We start from the raw sequence: 15,968 nt of genomic DNA on the forward strand, positions 1-15,968 counted from the left end.
GCCTCAGCGCAGGTACTCGCCGCTGCCGGCCAGGCTTTGCCCCCAGAACTCGATGAAGATGAAGGCGGTGGTCAGCAGGGTCAGGAAGCCGACGCCGAGGATGCAGAAGGCGTAGAACAATGTCTGCCGCTCCTGCATGCGCATGAACAGCGGCAGGCCGGTGAACAGCAGGCGTACCGAGTAGGCGCAGGCAGCCGCCGCGGCCAGCAGCAGGAGGACCCGCCAGGGCACCAGGGCGACGATCCCGGCGAGCATCAAGGGCACGGCGATCGCCGTGGTGAAGGTCAGGCTGCCCGGTACGCTGGGGCGCGACGGCGTGCGGAACAGCACCCAGCGTACGAAGAAGCCCATGATCACCACGCCGGCGACGAAGCCCAGGTAACACATCGTCGCCAGCAGCAGGGCGCTGCCGCTGGAGAGGTGTTGCACGCTGTCGTTGCCCGGCAGCGACCAGCCGACCTGGGTCGTGCCGATGAACAGGCAGGCCGCCGGCAGCAGCGGCAACAGCAACAGCGGAACGAGGAAGGCGAAAGGGTGATGGTCGTAGTCCTGGCGCAGACGAGGCCAGGCATTGGTGGGACTGATCAGTAGCCGAGCCATTTCGCGGGTCATGACGGGCACCTCTTTTCTGTGGCGTTCAGGAGTCTGGACCGGCCCGGCGCGAGGGGGTTCAGGTGGCGTGCCGGGCGGTCCGCGACCACCCATCCAGGGCCTTGAACCGGAAGACGCGGGGAGCGCCGAAAGACAAACGTCCCTGTCTTCCGGAGGAGCCCATGACCACCTACGAAATCCAGCACATGCGCGGCTGGCGGCGTTTCGCCCGCACCGTGCGCGCCGCCAGCCGGGCCGAGGCGGAACGCCTGTGCCTGCCCTGGGAGTGGGTGGATGGCGAGGTCCTCGCGGTGATTCCGGCCGAGGCCGAGGTGGCCGAGCGCTGGCAGCGCCTGAACGAGGACCTGGTGGAAGGCCTGGAGCGCCTCAGGCGGGGCGAGTGACCCGCAGGCCGACCACGGCGATCCGCTCGGCTTCGCGGTAGGCGGGGCTGTCCAACTCTTCGGCGAACACGTCCGGGTCCAGTTCCTGGTAGTCCCACTCCCACTCCCGAGACGCCAGGCGTTCGCGGATGCGGGCGAGGAATGGATCGCCGCCTTCGACCATCGCCACCCCGGTATACAGCAGCAGGCTGCCGCCGGCTTCCAGGCGCTCGAGGGCGGCATCGACGATTGCCAGCGAGAGCCCGGCGCCGAGCATCCCGCCACCATGCCGGTAGGCGCGCTCCGAGGCATCCAGGAGATAGGGCGGGTTGGCCACGATCAGGTCGAAGCGACCGGGCGCCTGGCTCAGCAGGTCGCTACGCGCCAGGGTCAGGTTACCGACCCCGGCCAGCGCCGCGTTGACCCGCGCCAGGTCGAGCGCCGCCGGATTGATATCCAGCCCGTGTACTTCGGCGTCCGGGCAGGCCATGGCGATGCGGATCGCGCCGGGGCCGGCGCCGCAGCCGATATCCGCCGCACGGCGGATGCGTGCCGGATCGGACGATGCCAGGTGGCTGCGGATCAGCCGGTCGAAGCGGTAGGTGTCGGGGCCGAAGAACACCGCGTCGGCGGCCAGGGTAGGGAAGGCCGAATGGACGAACAGTTGCTCGCCGAGGCTGGAGACGCGCACCTGGCTGCGCCAGCCGTCCGCCTCGCGGCGGATCAGGTCGGTGCCGGCAAGAAGGGTCAGCCAGTCGGCCGGCAGGCTTTCCCCGGCGAATGCCCGGCTCCAGCCGAAGATGCCGGCCAGGTCCCGGGCCATGCGGTTTTCCGGGCGGGCGTTGACGCGCTCATGGGTAGCCGGGGTGACGGTGACGAAACGGTAGTCCTGGCCTCGCAACCAGTTGCCGAGGCTGACCAGGACGTCCAGGCGCGGATCATTCAGGCTGGGCATGGGCGGCCCTCCAGCGCTGGCTGAACATCCGCGTGGCAAGGAGACCGGCGGGTCCGTGGTGGCGGTGCGGGGCCATCAGTTCGAGAAGGCGTGCGACGCCCTGCTCGGGGGATAGCCGCAGCAGCTCGCGTCGCAGCGCGACCTGCTCGGCGTCCACGTCGCTGCCCGCCGTCGCCGGCTCCGCCAGCGGCGCAAGCGGGTCCCTGTCCGCCGGAGCGGGGGCTTGCCAGTCGCCAGCGATCCAGTCGTACAGCAACTGCCGCTCGTAGGGAGTGAAGACTCCGAACATCGCCGCCCGGTCGCCCTCGATCAGGTTCCAGAAACGGCTGCCGCGCGGATCGGCATGGCGCCGGATCCAGCCCTCTTCCTCCAGGCAGGCGAGAAACGCCGGGAACCGCCCGGGCACCGCCAGCCACTGGTTCACCGTGCGCCCGCCGATCCGGCAACGATCCGAATGCATACCGGCGGCGTAGGGGCGCTTGCGCTCGAACATGGCCAGCAATTCTTCCTCGAGATCGAAGCCGTCGATCACCTGCTCGGTGCTCAGGCCGACCTCGTTCAGGCGGTAGCCGTTCCTCACCCGTTCGAGGAAGGCCGCGCGCCCGCCAAGCTGCGGCAGGTTGTCGTAGAGCGCGCGCAGGGCCTTGCGCGCATGCCCGCTGGCGGCGTTGTCGATGGTCACGTGCAACTGGAAGTAGTAGGAGTCGAAGCCCAGCTCGCGCAGCTCCTGAGTGGTGATCAACAGGTGCAGCGGCGGTTGCTCGTAGCCGAGGTTGTAGCCGATCACTTCGGGCAGGTAGTCCGCGGCGAGGTGGCCGAGGGCGAGTTGCTGGGTGCCCTGCAGGTAGTGCAGGTCGCTGAGGCCTTCGACTTCCTCGCTGCCGATGCTGGCCAGCAGGCGCCGGTAGAGCAGGACGTGGTTGCGTGCCGGGACGCCGTCGCCGAGTTCTTCGAGGAAGGTCTCCAGCAGCGGCCGCAGGCGTTCCTCGCCATGATGCGGCAACAGCCCATAGAGCCAGGCGCCATCGACCAGCTTGGTCGGGGCCACGCTGCGAATGAAGTGCATCGCCTGGGAGGGAACCTGGAAGTAGCGTCGCCCTTCGCCGCGCCGACGTGCCCGGAGGTATTCGGCATGCGCCTCGGCGGTGCGCCGGGCCCCGGCATCGAGCCAGGCCGGCCAATCGGCGGGGTCCTCCGGCAGGTCGTCGTCATGGGTGGCGGCCAGGCTCAATTGCTGGTCGAGGAACTCGCCGGCGGCTTCGAGATGCTCGCGGGGCTCGTCGAGCAGGGCGTGGTACAGGTCGCGGACCCTGGGCGAAGGGCTTGCACTGGAGGCAGGGAGGGGCGAAGACAGGCTCATGTCGCGTTCCTTGTCGTGGGTTTGCGGGGGCGGCCGGGGCGACCACACATATGGGTGCGAGTGATACCAGGGGAAAAAGGTTTCACTGGCAGGATCGGTGGCGCGCCGGGGAACCTCACGGCGGAAAAAACGAACCTCGAGGGCACTCCGGCGTCTTCCCGAGACAAACCCCGGGAGCTGCGCCGATGACCCACGACCTGGCCGCCAGCGGCCTTCGCTTCGGCATCGAGGAAGAATTCTTCCTGCTCGATGCCTCCGACCTGGACATCGTCCGCTCCGCACCCGCCGGATTCGTCGCGGCCTGCCGCGACACGCTCGGCGAGCATTTCGCCGAGGAGATGTTCGAATGCCAGGTCGAGGTGGCCAGCCCGGTGTTCTCCACCCTGGCCGAGGCCGCGCGCTTCCACGGGCAGGCCCGGCAACGCCTGGCGCATCTGGCCATGGACTTCGGCCTGCGCTCGCTCTGCGTCGGCACCCATCCCTTCGCCGACTGGCGGCGGGCGCGAAGCAACCCGGCGGCGCACTTCGCCCGCCTGTTCGAGGACCAGGGGCGGGTGGCCCGGCGCAGCCTGGTCTGCGGCCTGCACGTGCATGTGGAGATACCGCCGAGCCACGACCGCATGGCCGTGCTCCAGCGCGTGTTGCCGTGGCTGCCGCTGCTGCTGGCGTTGAGCGCATCCTCGCCGTTCCGCGGCGGCCGGCGCAGCGGCCTGGCGAGCTATCGACGGGCGCTGTGCGGCGAGTGGCCGAGGATGAACATTCCTCCTGCCTTGCCCGACGAGGACGCCTATCGCCGCCACCTGGCGCTGCTGCGCGAGGCCGGCTGCATCCGCGAGGATGGCCAGGTCTGGTGGATGATCCGGCCGTCATCCCATGTGCCGACCCTGGAGCTGCGTATCTGCGACGCCTGCCCGCGCCTGGCCGACGCGCTGAGCCTGGCCGGGCTGTTCAGGGCGCTGGTGGGCGAAGCGCTAGGCGCGGGCCCGCGTACGTTGCCGGTCGCGCGCGACGCCTGCCTGGAGGAAAACTATTGGCAGGCGCTGCGTTACGGTTGCGCCGGCCGCTATCTCGTCGGCGGCCGCGCCGTAGGTGCCGGGGACTGGCTGGAAATGGCCTGGCGACAGTGCCGGCCGCAGGCCCGCCAGGGCAACGAATGGGCCTACGAGCATGCCCGTGGATTGCTCGGAGAGACCTCCGCCAGTCGCCAGTTGCGGCGCTACCAGACATTGCGCGCAGCGGGCCAGGAACGGCACGTGGCGCTGCGCCGGCTGGTGGAAGAACTGCTGGAGGAGAATCTCCAGCCGGCCTTGGCCGGTCCGGCCGGCAAGCGCGCCCACGAAGGCGGCCGGTCATTCCGTCCGGCCGCTGGAGCGCCGATGTCAATCCGCGGTCAGGAGTAGGGAGAACGTCACAGGGGGTTCGCCACCATGAGCTTTTCCCGATTCGCCCAACGCCTGTCCAACTGGAGCGGCCGGCCGCCGACCTTCGTCATCGCCCTCGGATTGATCCTGGCATGGGCGATCAGCGGGCCGTTCTTCGACTTCAACGATACCTGGCAACTGGTGATCAATACCTCGACCACCATCGTTACCTTCCTCATGGTCTTCCTCATCCAGAACACCCAGAACCGCGATACCGATGCGCTGCACATCAAGATCGACGAACTGCTGCGCAGCACCCGGCGCGCCCACAACGCGCTGCTCGGACTCGACGACCTGGACGCCGACACCTTGCGCGAACTGCGTGAGCGCTACCAGCGGATGGGTGAGCGGGATGGAGATACGCCGCAGGGCGTAGCCAGCGAAGAAGCCCGCGAATGCGCCTGCGAGGAACGACAGCGCGACGCCTGAAGCCTCCCTGCGTAAGGCAGCCGCGTGCTCATCGTGCCTGGTTCCTGGCCGGCACTGCCATTCGTCGCGCCGATGGCTCGCGGCGCAGGCGCGACAATCCTCTGTAGGGAAACCCGTGCAGACCGTCGAGGAACCGATACGGAAAGAGAGGCGAGCATGTCCAAGCAGCACATCATCCATTTCACCGGGCCGATCAATTCGTCCACCTGCGGCAATCTGATCAACACTTGCGCCAAGATCCTGCAACAGGAGGCCGAGGAGTTGCGGATCAACATCGCCACCATGGGCGGGGAATGCAGCTACGGCTTTACCCTGTACAACTTCCTGCGCGCGCTGCCGGTGCCGATACATACCCACAACCTGGGTACCGTCGAGTCGATGGGCAACATCCTGTTCCTCGCCGGCGAGCGACGCAGCGCCAGTGCCCACAGCAAGTTCCTGTTCCATCCTTTCCACTGGACCCTGCATGGCGCGGTGGACCATGCGCGGATGGCGGAATATGCGATGAGCCTCGACTACGACCTGGAGCTTTACGCCCGGATCGTCGCCGAGAACACCCGTGATGCGCCGGAACGCCTGGACATCCCGAGCTACCTGATGGCCTATCCGCGCATCCTCGGTCCGGAAGACGCCCTGGCTTGCGGACTGATCCATACGGTGGACGATTCGCCTATACCCGCTTCCGCCTGCCAGTGGAGTATCCATTCCTAGCTTCCCCGCGCCGCCCAGCATATTCCGGCAAGCGGAAGGCCTTGGACAGGCGGCAGGATGCCCATGCCGCCGGGGAAAGCGGGCTTTGCCAACGACCTTCGCGCATCAGACCTTACGTTGGAAAAGTCGAGCGCCTCCTGGAAGCTGGGCCGCAGCGGCACGTTCCAGTCGGGATGGGCGGTGAAGTGATAGCCGTTGCCCTTGATGCACTCGACCAGCAAGGAAAAGCTCTTCCGATCCGCCACCACGCAGACCTCATCGAAGCGAACGGACTCTTCTCCGAGCCGATGCTCCATGGCCCGGGGAAGGTAGAAGGTGGCCGGGAAGTTGTCACCCATATGGGAGCCTGGGTTGCCCGCATCGTCGCTGTGGTGAAACATCTCCCTGTGCTCCCCCCGGCCCAGGCAGTCATTGAGGGCGTCCACCAGTTGCCGCGTGCGCGGAGTGATGTTTCCCCTGGCCATATCCTCCCTGCCATAGAATCCGTCCTCGCTCAGGGGATCCTTTGCACCGAGGGGGGTGTATCTGACCGCGGTATTCCTTCTTGCATCGAGACCACCATTGCCATGCGCCTCGATCGAGGGCGCTACCAGGAAGAGGTCATAATCGGCGGTCATCGCCAGCCCGCAAGCCGGGCTGGCCAGTACCTGCACCGCTTCCGACCGCCCCAGGCGGCTGATCCTGTAGAGACCGTCCGGCTCCTGGCGGGCCTCGAACTCATAGCGTTTACCGCTGGGGCCCTGCGCGGTCAGGAGGCGAACCGGCCCGACACCGTCTGCCACCAGGCCGAAATTCCGCACCAGCTCCGCAAGGCGTTGCTGAGAGATACGCAGGTCGGTCTGGGTATAGGCTCCGCCATCCATTCCCTTCGCCACAGCCAGGTTCAGCTTGCGTATTTCCGCCGTGTCGCGGTTTTCCCGCTTGCTGAGATGCTGGTCGACACAGATGAACCCCGCCTGCGGACCCCAGTTCGAGCTTTTCCCCTTCACCGAGAAGCCCTTGGTCGGGAAACCCTCTTCGATCAGCGTAGTGACGATTCTTTCAACCGGGCGAATGCCAAAGACGGTATTCGTCTGCCTGGCCACCGCCTGCATGCGCAAGGCATGTTCGACGGGAACCCCCACCCCCTGCGCATCGAACAGGTCCTGTAGAGCCCGTGCCTGCATATCCGCAGGGCGCAGTAGCGGTCCGGGCTGTGCCGTTGCGTTAGAAACCACCTGACGATGACCGTCGATACGCATGGTTCGTTTTCCCGCATATGCCAAAGAAGGAGTCGAGAATAAGAATCCGGGCAGCGGCGAGATATCAGAAAACGCGGACAAATTTTTTGTTTTCCGCACGCTGCCCGCGCGAGCGCTAGGTAGATGGCTGCGACGCCGGGAAGAAACTTCGAACTCCCCACATGCGGGCGATTCACAAGCAGGGAGAGCCGCGCCGAAAACGGCGCGCCGGAAGAAGGAGACAGAACGATGAAAGTCCGTGAAATCATGAGTCGCGAAGTACGTACCGTCACCCCCCAGACCACCCTCGGCGAGGCGGCGCTGCTGATGCGCCAAGCCGATATCGGCGCCTTGCTGGTCAACGAGGGCGAGCGCCTGACCGGCGTGGTCACCGACCGCGACCTGGCGGTGCGCGGCCTCGCCGATGGACTCGGAGCCGACCGCCCGGTGCGCGAGGTGATGAGCGGGGAACTGCGCTACTGCTTCGAGGACGAGGAAGTGGACCATGTGGCGAAGAACATGGCGCAACTGGAGAAGCGCCGCTTGCCGGTAATGGATCGCAACAAGCGCCTGGTAGGCATCGTCTCGCTGGCCAACATCGCGACCTGCAACACCGACAAGCTCAGCGCCAACCTCTTGCGCGGCGTGGCCCGCGCGCACTGAGTCGGACATGACGGAACGACGGGTGGTGGCGATCTGCGGCGGCAGCGCCGGGGTCGGGCGAGCGATACACCGGTGACGGCCAGAGGGCGTCGCCGCCAAGGCGGCGCAGGTGGTCCAGGCGCGCGACCAGGCCGGGCAGGTCGCCGTCGCTGTCGGTGAACGAACGCGGGTAGACCTGATAGATCACCGCGCGTTTCCACCAGGGCGGCTGGAAGGATTGCAGCATGGGGCCTCCACGGGTGAGCCGGCTTTGCTGCTTGGCACCCTGGGGTAGGCGCGGGTTCGACTTTTCCGCGCGAACACCTGCACCCCACCTACCAGAATTGGCAGGGGAAGATACCCACCTGTCATGGATCAATGTCCGCGCCCGGCCCGACTCCTAGTGTCGCCGGCTCCCGACTCTCTCTCACGGATGAAAGGGCAATGCACCTTCTTGAACGTCAACACGATATCCAGCCCCTCTCGCGGGCAGACATGACCATCCACCTCAATGGCCAGCCCGTCGCGGCGGCTGCCGGTGAGACCGTGCTCAACGTGCTCAATGCCGTGGGCCTGCGCCGGCTCGCGCGCAACGACCATGGCCAGGCCAGCGGCGCCTTCTGCGGCATGGGCGTATGCCACTGCTGCCTGGTCGCCATCGACGGCCGGCCCAAGCGCCGCGCCTGCCAGACCGTCGTCCGGCCGGGCATGCGGGTGGAAACCGAAAGCAACCGCTTCGACCGGGAGGAACGGCCATGAACCTGCGCCCGGTGATCGTCGGCGGCGGCTCGGCCGGCATGGCCGCAGCCATCGAGCTGGCCAGGCGCGGGGTCCCCTGCATCCTCTTCGACGAGGCCTCGCGTCCCGGCGGGGTGGTCTATCGCGGCCCCTTGCGGGCCGGCGTCGATCCGGCCTACCTCGGCGCGCGCTACACCCGGATGCTGGAAAAACTGCGGCGCGATTTCTCCGCCTGCGCCGGGCACATCGACCTGCGCCTGAACAGCCGCGTGGTCGGCGGCGACGGCCAGCGCCTGATGGTCCTCGACGAGGCGGAACGGCTGCACGAGGTGGAGTATTCGCACCTGCTCCTGGCCACCGGCTGCCATGAGCGCAGCGTGCCGTTCCCCGGCTGGACCCTGCCCGGGGTGATGCTCCTCGGCGGCCTGCAATTGCAGATCAAGAGCGGCGTGGTGAAGCCCCTGGGCGATACCCTGATCGCCGGCAGCGGCCCGCTGCTGCCACTGGTGGCCTGCCAGCTGCATGCGGCCGGGGTACGTGTCGCCGGGGTCTACGAGGCCTGCGCGTTCGGCCGCATGGCCAGGGAAAGCCTGGCGCTGCTGAACAAGCCGCAACTGTTCCTCGACGGCCTGAGCATGCTCGGCTATCTCAAGCTCAACGGCATTCCGCTGCACTATGGCTGGGGCGTGGTGGAGGCCAGCGGCGAGGGGGAACTGACGGAAGTGACGGTAGCGCCCTACGACGAAGAGTGGCGGCCCGACCTGGAAAACGCGCGACCGGTGAAGGCCAGCACCCTGGCGGTCGGCTATGGCTTCATCCCGCGCACCCAGCTCAGCCAGCAGTTGGGCCTGGAGCACGGCTTCAGCGACGACGGATACCTGCGCGCGGAATGCAACGTCTGGCAGCAGAGCAGCCAACCGCACATCCACCTGGCCGGCGACATGGCGGGTATCCGCGGCGGCGAGGCGGCGATGATCGGCGGGCGCATCGCGGCCTTGTCGATCCTCCTGCAACGCGAGGCCATCGCGCCCGCCGAGGCCATCGAACGCCGAGAATCCCATCTCGCCCGGCTGGAGGCGATCAAGCGCTTCCGCGCCGGAGTCGAGCGCTACACCCAGCGCGGCGCCCGCCAGGTCGAACTGGCGCGGGCCGATACGGTTATCTGCCGCTGCGAACAGGTCACCCGCGGCGACATCGAGCGCGCGCTCGAACAGGGCGTGCAGGACATCGCCGGGCTGAAGATGCGCACCCGCGCCGGCATGGGCGACTGCCAGGGGCGGATGTGCATCGGCTACTGCAGCGATCGCCTGCGCCGCGCCACCGGACGCCACGACGTCGGCTGGCTGCGACCGCGTTTCCCGATCGATCCGATCCCGTTTTCCGCATTCCAGAACCTCGGTACGGAAGCCTGAACATGAACAGAACCTATGACATCGTGATTGCCGGCGGCGGCGTGATCGGCGCGTCCTGCGCCTACCAACTGTCCAGGCGCGGCAACCTGCGCATCGCCGTGGTCGACGACAAGCGACCGGGCAACGCCACCCGCGCCTCGGCCGGCGGCCTCTGGGCCATCGGCGAATCGGTGGGGCTGGGCTGCGGGGTGATCTTCTTCCGCATGATGTCCTCCCGCAACCGGCGCGAGGCCCAGGGCGCGGCGGTGGCGGTGGACGCGAGCACGCCGCACATCCTGCCGCCGGCGTTCTTCGACCTCGCCCTGCAATCCAACGCGCTGTACCCGGAACTGCACCGGGAACTGATCGAACGCCACGGGATGGACTTCAAGTTCGAGCGCACCGGCCTGAAATACGTGATCCAGGACGACGAGGATCGCCAGTACGCCGAGCACATCGTGGCGCAGATCCCGCATCTGGCCGAGCAGGTACGCTGGCTGGACCGCGAAGAACTGCGTCGTGCCGAGCCGGCGGTCAGCCACGCGGCCCATGGCGCGCTGGAATTCCTCTGCGACCACCAGGTCAGCCCGTTCCGCCTGGCCGACGCCTACCTGGAGGCGGCGCGCCAGAACGGCGTCGAGCTGTTGCTGGGAACCAACGTCACCGGCGTGCTGCGCCAGGGCCGGCGGATCAGCGGAGTGCGCACGGACAATGCCGGGGTGCTGCATTGCCGGACCCTGATCAACGCCGCCGGCGCCTGGGCCGCCGAACTCAGCGAAATGGCCACCGGCCGGCGCATCCCGGTGAAGCCGGTGAAGGGCCAGATCGTCCTCACCGAGCGCATGCCGCGACTGCTGAACGGTTGCCTGACCACCAGCGACTGCTACATGGCGCAGAAGGACAACGGCGAGATACTGATCGGCAGCACCACCGAGGACAAGGGCTTCGACGTCAGCAACACCTTCCCGGAAATCGCCGGCCTGGTGCAGGGCGCGGTGCGTTGCGTGCCGGAGCTGCAACAGGTCAACCTCAAGCGCACCTGGGCCGGCCTGCGCCCGGGCTCGCCGGACGAACTGCCGATTCTCGGTCCGGTGGCGGAGGTGGAGGGCTACCTGAACGCCTGCGGGCATTTCCGCACCGGCATCCTCACCTCGGCGATCACCGGGGTGCTGCTCGACCGGCTGGTCCACGAAGAGACGCTGCCGCTGGACATCGCGCCGTTCCTCGCCGCGCGCTTCCAGCCGGAGCCTGCCGCCGTGGCGGTCGCGGCCTGCTAGGTCCGCGAGGGGTAAATCCGCGGAGCGGGGCGGGCGCCGGACCGGCGTCCGTTCCGCACGGTTCCCGACAGCGGCGCAGTTGCCGTCGGCGCTATACTCATGGCTTCGAATTATTTCTAGACGACTGGTCTAATTCAAGCTACCGTGCGTCCATGAAACCCAGCTACGACGACACCCGCCAGCATCTGCTCGATACCGGATACCGGATCATGGCGGTCAAAGGCTTCTCCGGCGTCGGCCTCAACGAAATCCTGCAGACCGCGGGCGTTCCCAAGGGCTCGTTCTACCATTACTTCAAATCCAAGGAACAGTTCGGCCAGGCCCTGCTGGAGGACTACTTCCGCGTCTACCTGGCGGACATGGACCAACGCTTCTCCGCGCCAGGGCTGAATGCCCGCGAACGACTGATGAGCTACTGGCAGAAGTGGCTGGACAACGCCTGCCCGCCCTGCGACGAGCAGCGCTGCCTGGTGGTCAAGCTCAGCGCCGAGGTCGCGGACCTTTCGGAAAGCATGCGCATCACCCTGCGCGACGGCTCCGACGGGATCATCGAACGCCTGGTCGGCTGCCTCGGGCAGGGCCGCGACGACGGCTCCCTCGCGCCCTGCGATGCCCGGCACATGGCCAGCGCGCTGTACCAGTTGTGGCTCGGCGCGAGCCTGCTGAGCAAGCTGCACCGCAGCCCGGGACCGCTGGAAACAGCCATGCAGACCACCCGCAGCCTGCTGGAAATCTGAGGTTCCGCCAGGAAATACCCGCCCCGCGAGAGGCGGGTATTTTTTCGGCCTGTTAGTAGTCGACTGGTCTAATTTATACCGCGCACGGTATGAACCGTTCGCCACATGCGTCAGACAGAGGAGTCTGGATATGTCCCAATCCACGCAGGTCAACCGCCGCATCGTCCTCGCCTCGCGCCCCCACGGCGCCCCGACCCGGGATAACTTCCGCATCGAGCAGGTTCCGCTTCCTGAGCCCGGCGCGGGCCAGGTGCTGCTGCGCACCGTCTACCTGTCGCTCGATCCCTACATGCGCGGACGGATGAGCGACGCGCCGTCCTACGCGCCGCCGGTGGAACTCGGCGCGGTCATGGTCGGCGGCACGGTCAGCCGGGTGGAAGCCTCGAACCATCCCGGGTTCAAGGTCGGCGACTGGGTACTCTCGGCCAACGGCTGGCAGGACTACGCGCTTTCCGACGGCAGCGGCCTGGCGCGCCTGGGCGAGTCGCCGGAGCATCCGTCCTACGCCCTGGGCCTGCTCGGCATGCCCGGCTTCACCGCCTACATGGGCCTACTCGACATCGGCAAGCCCCAGGCCGGCGAGACCCTGGTGGTGGGCGCCGCCACCGGGCCGGTCGGCGCCACCGTCGGACAGATCGGCAAGCTCAAGGGCTGCCGGGTGGTCGGCGTCGCCGGCGGTGCGGAAAAATGCCGCCACGCCGTGCAGGTGCTCGGCTTCGATGCCTGCCTCGACCACCATGCCGCGGACTTCGCCGAACGACTGGCCGAGGCCTGCCCGGACGGCATCGACATCTATTACGAGAACGTCGGCGGCAAGGTCTTCGACGCCGTCTTTCCGCTGCTCAACGCCAAGGCCCGGATCCCGGTCTGCGGTATCGTCGCCCACTACAACGACACCGACCTGCCGCCCGGGCCGGACCGCTTGCCGGCGCTGATGGGCACGATCCTGCGCAAGCGCATCAAGGTGCAGGGCTTCATCATCTTCGACGACTACGGCCATCGCTACGATGAATTCCAGCGCGACATGTCGAAGTGGTTCGCCGACGGCCTCATCCAGTACCGCGAAGAGCGGGTCGAAGGCCTGGAGAATGCCCCCGAGGCCTTCTTCGGCCTGCTCCAGGGACGCAATTTCGGCAAGCTGGTGGTGCGCGTCGGAGCCGACGCATGAACCAGGCGATCCGCGTGGTAGCGCTGTTGCAGGCGCGCGAGGGCAGGGCGGCGGAGGTCGAGCGGCTGCTGCTGGCCTGCGTGCAGCCGTCGCGGGCCGAGGACGGCTGCCTGTCCTACGTCCTGCACCGGAGCCTCGACGAGGCCGGGCGCTTCGTCTTCGTCGAACGCTGGGCCGACCGCGACGCCATCGAGCGGCACCGACGGATGCCGCACTACAGGGCGATGGCCGATGCCGTCGCCGATCTCCTGGCGGACCGCCAGGTGTTCCTTCTCGAGGAACTGCCAGCGGCCAGCCTGTCTCCGGTAGATCCGGAACCTACAAGACCCCACGAGGAGTGAAACGGATGAAAGTCGGATTTCTGGGCCTGGGCGGCATGGGCGCCGCCATGGCCACCCGCCTGGTGCAGGCGGGGCTCGAAGTGACGCTGTGGAACCGTTCCGCGGCGGCCTGCGAGCCGCTGGTGGCGCTGGGCGCGACCAGGGCGGAGGAGGTCGGCGAGCTGTTCGGCCTCGACGTGGTCATCAGCATGCTGGCGGACGACCAGGCGATTCGCGCCGTGCTGCTCGACAGCGGTGCGCTCGAACGGGCGAGGCCGGGTCTAATCCACCTGAGCATGTCGACCCTGTCGCTCGATTGCGTCGAGGCGCTCGACCAGGCACACCAGCGCCAGGGCATCGCGTTCGTCGCCGCGCCGGTGTTCGGCCGCACCGACGTGGCCGAGGCCGGCAAGCTGAACATCGTCGTCGGCGGTCCGGAGGAAGCCATCGAGCAAGTCAAGGCACTGCTGGAAATTATGGGACAGAAGACATGGTTTTTCGGAAAAGACCCGCGCAGCGCAATGGCGGTGAAGATCTCTGGTAACTTCATGATCGCCAGCGCCATCGAAAGCATGGGCGAAAGCGTCGCCCTGGTGAAGCGCCTGGGCGTCGAGCCCGGCCGTTTCATGGAGCTCATGTCCTCGACGCTTTTCGATGCGCCTGTCTATCGCAACTACGGCCCGCAGATCGTCGAGCAGCGTTTCACCCCGGCCAGGTTCCGCCTGGTCCTCGGGTTGAAGGACGTCGACCTGGCGCTGTCCGCCGGCAAGCGCCACAACGTGCCGCTGCCGCTGGCCAGTCTGTTGCACGACGTGTTGCTCGAAGCCATCGCCCATGGCGACGGGGAATCGGACTGGACGGCGCTGGCGAAGGTAGCGTTGTCACGATCGGGACAAATCTGAAAAGGTTCTGCGCACGGCCCGACAGGGCCCGTGAAGCTGTTCGGCAATCTGGCGTGCTTTCCATGAACTCTTTTGACGGGAAGAAGGTATGTCCGAGCGTGAAACGGCTGCCGCGGGCCGGATCAACTGGCGGCGGATCCTGCCGATACTGCTCACCACGTCGTTGGTGGGCGGTGTCTGCGGGATCTTCGTGATCAACGAACTGGATCGCCAGCACGACGGGGCGCACCTGGCGTCCTACACCGAAATGGCCCTGGAGCGGGCGCTGGAGATTTCCTCCGCGGCCGAGCAGATGCTCCACGAGATGAACGCCGGCGGCCCCGCGGCCTGCAGCGACCAGGACTTGGAGGCGCTGCGCTCCATCGTGCTCGAATCGCGCTTCATGAGCGACGTCGGCCGGGTCAGCGGCAATCGCATCGTCTGTACCGGCGTCCGCGGCCGGCTACGAGCGCCGTGGGGGCTGGCTGCGCCCGACCGGATCGACGCCAGAGGCACCCGCTTCTGGTCGGAGGGCATGCCCTTGCCCCTGCAGATGCTGCCTTCCGGCCTGGTCGGGCGCGGCAACGCCATCCTCTTCATCGCCCCGCATGCCTACTTCGATGTCGACCACCCGGACCCGGGCATCTCGGCGGCGGCCGTCAGCCGCGGCGGCGACTACATCTACCACCGTTTCGCCTGGGACGACGACCAGCCCCTCGAGGCGCTCGGCCGGCCCGGCTGGCCGCGCTTCATCGGCGCCCGGCAGATAAGCCTGTGCGACCCGACGCAGGACATCTGCGTGGTCTCCCTTCTCCGTGAACGCGGCCTGCTTGGCACCGAGCCCGGACGCGCGGCCATGGCCGCGGCGATCGGCGGCGGGCTGTTGTTCGGCGTCATGCTGCTGCTCAGCTACCTGTTCGGCTTCCTCAACGACGAAAAACTGCCGGCCAGGCTGCTGCGCGCGTTGAAGCGCGAGGCCCTGGAGGTGCACTACCAGCCCATCGTACGCCTGGCCAGCGGCCGCTGCGCCGGGGTCGAGGCCCTGGCGCGCTGGACCGATAGCAGCCTGGGGCGGGTTTCCCCGGATGTCTTCATCGGCGCCCTGGAGGAGAGCGGCGACATCGAACTGCTGACCCGTTTCGTCTTCCGCCGCGCCCTGAAGCAGCTCGGGCCGTTGCTGAGGGAGCAGCGGAGCTTCTACGTCAGTGTCAACGTCACCGGCAAGGACATCGCCGACCCCGGTTTCATCGATTTCGCCATGCGCCAGATGGCCAGGGAAAGCGTGCGCCCGGAACAGGTGGCGCTGGAACTGACCGAGCGCACCACCGAGGCCCAGGGCTGCCTGCTGGCCGGGATGAACCGCCTGCGCGAACTCGGCCTGCAGATCTACGTGGACGACTTCGGCACCGGCCATTCGAACCTGGTCTACCTGGCCAACCTGCCGGTCGACGCGATCAAGATCGACAAGGTCTTCACCCAGTCCATCGGCGACAGCAGCGCCGTCGAACTGATCTTCGACAAGCTCTGCTCGATGGCCGAGCACCTGGAGATCGGCGTGGTCGTCGAAGGGATCGAGACACAGGCCCAGGCCGACCACGTGCTGCGCCGCTCGCCCGAGGCCCTCGGCCAGGGCTGGCATTTCGGCAAGGCACTGCCGCTGGAGGCCTTCCTCGGCTACTACCGGAACCAGCCGACGGGCCGCTAGGGCGGGCCTTTCGCAGGGGCGTCGCGCTGCGCTAGCATC

The 15,968-nt window shown here is 67.4% G+C and carries 17 protein-coding genes and 1 pseudogene; 13 read left to right on the forward strand and 5 right to left on the reverse strand.

Translation table 11 applies throughout. From position 1 onward, the window contains the following. Nucleotides 1-3: 3 nt before the first annotated feature. Complete coding sequence (locus FOC67_RS11485) at nt 4-612, reverse strand: Yip1 family protein (protein WP_003110768.1); 609 nt, start codon at nt 610-612, stop codon at nt 4-6. Nucleotides 613-773: 161 nt separating this feature from the next. Here FOC67_RS11485 and FOC67_RS11490 point away from each other — a divergent pair, with 161 nt between their 5' ends. Further along, entirely contained in the window at nt 774-995 is a 222-nt protein-coding gene (locus FOC67_RS11490; RefSeq protein ID WP_009315727.1) for a hypothetical protein, read from the forward strand. On the opposite strand, the gene FOC67_RS11495 is transcribed toward FOC67_RS11490, so the two are convergent. Next, nucleotides 979-1,929, reverse strand: coding sequence for a class I SAM-dependent methyltransferase (locus FOC67_RS11495; protein WP_009315728.1), 951 nt, complete (start codon nt 1,927-1,929; stop codon nt 979-981). The genes FOC67_RS11490 and FOC67_RS11495 overlap by 17 nt on opposite strands. Then, nucleotides 1,913-3,289 carry an iron-containing redox enzyme family protein gene (locus FOC67_RS11500; protein WP_009315729.1) on the reverse strand — a complete coding sequence of 459 codons (1,377 nt, stop codon included), beginning with the start codon at nt 3,287-3,289 and terminating at the stop codon, nt 1,913-1,915. The genes FOC67_RS11495 and FOC67_RS11500 overlap by 17 nt, the downstream gene beginning before the upstream one ends. A 185-nt stretch (nt 3,290-3,474) precedes the next feature. Here FOC67_RS11500 and FOC67_RS11505 point away from each other — a divergent pair, with 185 nt between their 5' ends. From FOC67_RS11505 to FOC67_RS11515, 3 genes are all read left to right on the forward strand, one after another. Then, nucleotides 3,475-4,689, forward strand: coding sequence for a carboxylate-amine ligase (locus tag FOC67_RS11505; RefSeq protein WP_009315730.1), 1,215 nt, complete (start codon nt 3,475-3,477; stop codon nt 4,687-4,689). 27 nt (nt 4,690-4,716) lie between these two features. Beyond that, on the forward strand, nt 4,717-5,139 hold the full coding sequence (locus FOC67_RS11510; RefSeq protein ID WP_003089012.1) for a low affinity iron permease family protein: 423 nt from the start codon (nt 4,717-4,719) through the stop codon (nt 5,137-5,139). A gap of 156 nt (nt 5,140-5,295) precedes the next feature. After that, a complete protein-coding gene (locus tag FOC67_RS11515; RefSeq protein WP_009315731.1) occupies nt 5,296-5,850 on the forward strand; it encodes a ClpP family protease in 555 nt (184 codons plus the stop codon). Between the two features lie 105 nt (nt 5,851-5,955). Here the strand turns inward: FOC67_RS11515 and exoY are convergent. Continuing rightward, nucleotides 5,956-7,091, reverse strand: a pseudogene (gene exoY / locus FOC67_RS11520) (type III secretion system adenylate cyclase effector ExoY). 228 nt (nt 7,092-7,319) lie between these two features. On the opposite strand from exoY, the gene FOC67_RS11525 reads away from it, so the two are divergent. Then, a complete protein-coding gene (locus tag FOC67_RS11525) occupies nt 7,320-7,733 on the forward strand; it encodes a CBS domain-containing protein (RefSeq protein ID WP_003158711.1) in 414 nt (137 codons plus the stop codon). On the opposite strand, the gene FOC67_RS29830 is transcribed toward FOC67_RS11525, so the two are convergent. After that, complete coding sequence (locus FOC67_RS29830; RefSeq protein WP_003147575.1) at nt 7,693-7,959, reverse strand: alpha-amylase family glycosyl hydrolase; 267 nt, start codon at nt 7,957-7,959, stop codon at nt 7,693-7,695. The genes FOC67_RS11525 and FOC67_RS29830 overlap by 41 nt on opposite strands. A gap of 197 nt (nt 7,960-8,156) precedes the next feature. On the opposite strand from FOC67_RS29830, the gene hcnA reads away from it, so the two are divergent. From hcnA to FOC67_RS11570, 8 genes are all read left to right on the forward strand, one after another. Beyond that, the gene (gene hcnA, locus FOC67_RS11535) at nt 8,157-8,471 is read left to right on the forward strand and encodes a cyanide-forming glycine dehydrogenase subunit HcnA (protein WP_003089025.1); all 315 of its coding nucleotides are present in this window, start codon (nt 8,157-8,159) and stop codon (nt 8,469-8,471) included. Then, a complete protein-coding gene (gene hcnB / locus FOC67_RS11540) occupies nt 8,468-9,862 on the forward strand; it encodes a cyanide-forming glycine dehydrogenase subunit HcnB (RefSeq protein ID WP_009315733.1) in 1,395 nt (464 codons plus the stop codon). Before hcnA ends, hcnB begins: the two co-directional genes overlap by 4 nt. A 2-nt stretch (nt 9,863-9,864) precedes the next feature. Next, nucleotides 9,865-11,118: a cyanide-forming glycine dehydrogenase subunit HcnC gene (hcnC, locus tag FOC67_RS11545; protein ID WP_003132105.1), complete on the forward strand. Its 1,254-nt coding sequence runs from the start codon at nt 9,865-9,867 to the stop codon at nt 11,116-11,118. 152 nt (nt 11,119-11,270) lie between these two features. Beyond that, complete coding sequence (locus tag FOC67_RS11550) at nt 11,271-11,855, forward strand: TetR/AcrR family transcriptional regulator (protein WP_011666672.1); 585 nt, start codon at nt 11,271-11,273, stop codon at nt 11,853-11,855. A gap of 130 nt (nt 11,856-11,985) precedes the next feature. Beyond that, nucleotides 11,986-13,023, forward strand: coding sequence for an NADP-dependent oxidoreductase (locus FOC67_RS11555; RefSeq protein WP_031686626.1), 1,038 nt, complete (start codon nt 11,986-11,988; stop codon nt 13,021-13,023). Further along, nucleotides 13,020-13,364, forward strand: coding sequence for a putative quinol monooxygenase (locus FOC67_RS11560; protein WP_003089035.1), 345 nt, complete (start codon nt 13,020-13,022; stop codon nt 13,362-13,364). Before FOC67_RS11555 ends, FOC67_RS11560 begins: the two co-directional genes overlap by 4 nt. Nucleotides 13,365-13,369: 5 nt before the next feature. Further along, nucleotides 13,370-14,245, forward strand: a complete 876-nt coding sequence (locus tag FOC67_RS11565; RefSeq protein WP_003089038.1) for an NAD(P)-dependent oxidoreductase — start codon at nt 13,370-13,372, stop codon at nt 14,243-14,245. Between the two features lie 88 nt (nt 14,246-14,333). After that, nucleotides 14,334-15,929, forward strand: a complete 1,596-nt coding sequence (locus tag FOC67_RS11570; protein WP_031686623.1) for an EAL domain-containing protein — start codon at nt 14,334-14,336, stop codon at nt 15,927-15,929. Nucleotides 15,930-15,968: the final 39 nt, after the last annotated feature.

Source organism: Pseudomonas sp. FDAARGOS_761, assembly GCF_013343155.1.
Classification (GTDB): domain Bacteria; phylum Pseudomonadota; class Gammaproteobacteria; order Pseudomonadales; family Pseudomonadaceae; genus Pseudomonas; species Pseudomonas aeruginosa.

Excerpts from the sequence above, each read along its gene's own strand:
- FOC67_RS11485 (WP_003110768.1), bottom strand. The coding sequence starts at position 612 with ATGACCCGCGAAATGGCTCGGCTACTGATCAGTCCCACCAATGCCTGG.
- FOC67_RS11490 (WP_009315727.1), top strand. The coding sequence starts at position 774 with ATGACCACCTACGAAATCCAGCACATGCGCGGCTGGCGGCGTTTCGCC.
- FOC67_RS11495 (WP_009315728.1), bottom strand. The coding sequence starts at position 1,929 with ATGCCCAGCCTGAATGATCCGCGCCTGGACGTCCTGGTCAGCCTCGGC.
- FOC67_RS11500 (WP_009315729.1), bottom strand. The coding sequence starts at position 3,289 with ATGAGCCTGTCTTCGCCCCTCCCTGCCTCCAGTGCAAGCCCTTCGCCC.
- FOC67_RS11505 (WP_009315730.1), top strand. The coding sequence starts at position 3,475 with ATGACCCACGACCTGGCCGCCAGCGGCCTTCGCTTCGGCATCGAGGAA.
- FOC67_RS11510 (WP_003089012.1), top strand. The coding sequence starts at position 4,717 with ATGAGCTTTTCCCGATTCGCCCAACGCCTGTCCAACTGGAGCGGCCGG.
- FOC67_RS11515 (WP_009315731.1), top strand. The coding sequence starts at position 5,296 with ATGTCCAAGCAGCACATCATCCATTTCACCGGGCCGATCAATTCGTCC.
- FOC67_RS11525 (WP_003158711.1), top strand. The coding sequence starts at position 7,320 with ATGAAAGTCCGTGAAATCATGAGTCGCGAAGTACGTACCGTCACCCCC.
- FOC67_RS29830 (WP_003147575.1), bottom strand. The coding sequence starts at position 7,959 with ATGCTGCAATCCTTCCAGCCGCCCTGGTGGAAACGCGCGGTGATCTAT.
- hcnA (WP_003089025.1), top strand. The coding sequence starts at position 8,157 with ATGCACCTTCTTGAACGTCAACACGATATCCAGCCCCTCTCGCGGGCA.
- hcnB (WP_009315733.1), top strand. The coding sequence starts at position 8,468 with ATGAACCTGCGCCCGGTGATCGTCGGCGGCGGCTCGGCCGGCATGGCC.
- hcnC (WP_003132105.1), top strand. The coding sequence starts at position 9,865 with ATGAACAGAACCTATGACATCGTGATTGCCGGCGGCGGCGTGATCGGC.
- FOC67_RS11550 (WP_011666672.1), top strand. The coding sequence starts at position 11,271 with ATGAAACCCAGCTACGACGACACCCGCCAGCATCTGCTCGATACCGGA.
- FOC67_RS11555 (WP_031686626.1), top strand. The coding sequence starts at position 11,986 with ATGTCCCAATCCACGCAGGTCAACCGCCGCATCGTCCTCGCCTCGCGC.
- FOC67_RS11560 (WP_003089035.1), top strand. The coding sequence starts at position 13,020 with ATGAACCAGGCGATCCGCGTGGTAGCGCTGTTGCAGGCGCGCGAGGGC.
- FOC67_RS11565 (WP_003089038.1), top strand. The coding sequence starts at position 13,370 with ATGAAAGTCGGATTTCTGGGCCTGGGCGGCATGGGCGCCGCCATGGCC.
- FOC67_RS11570 (WP_031686623.1), top strand. The coding sequence starts at position 14,334 with ATGTCCGAGCGTGAAACGGCTGCCGCGGGCCGGATCAACTGGCGGCGG.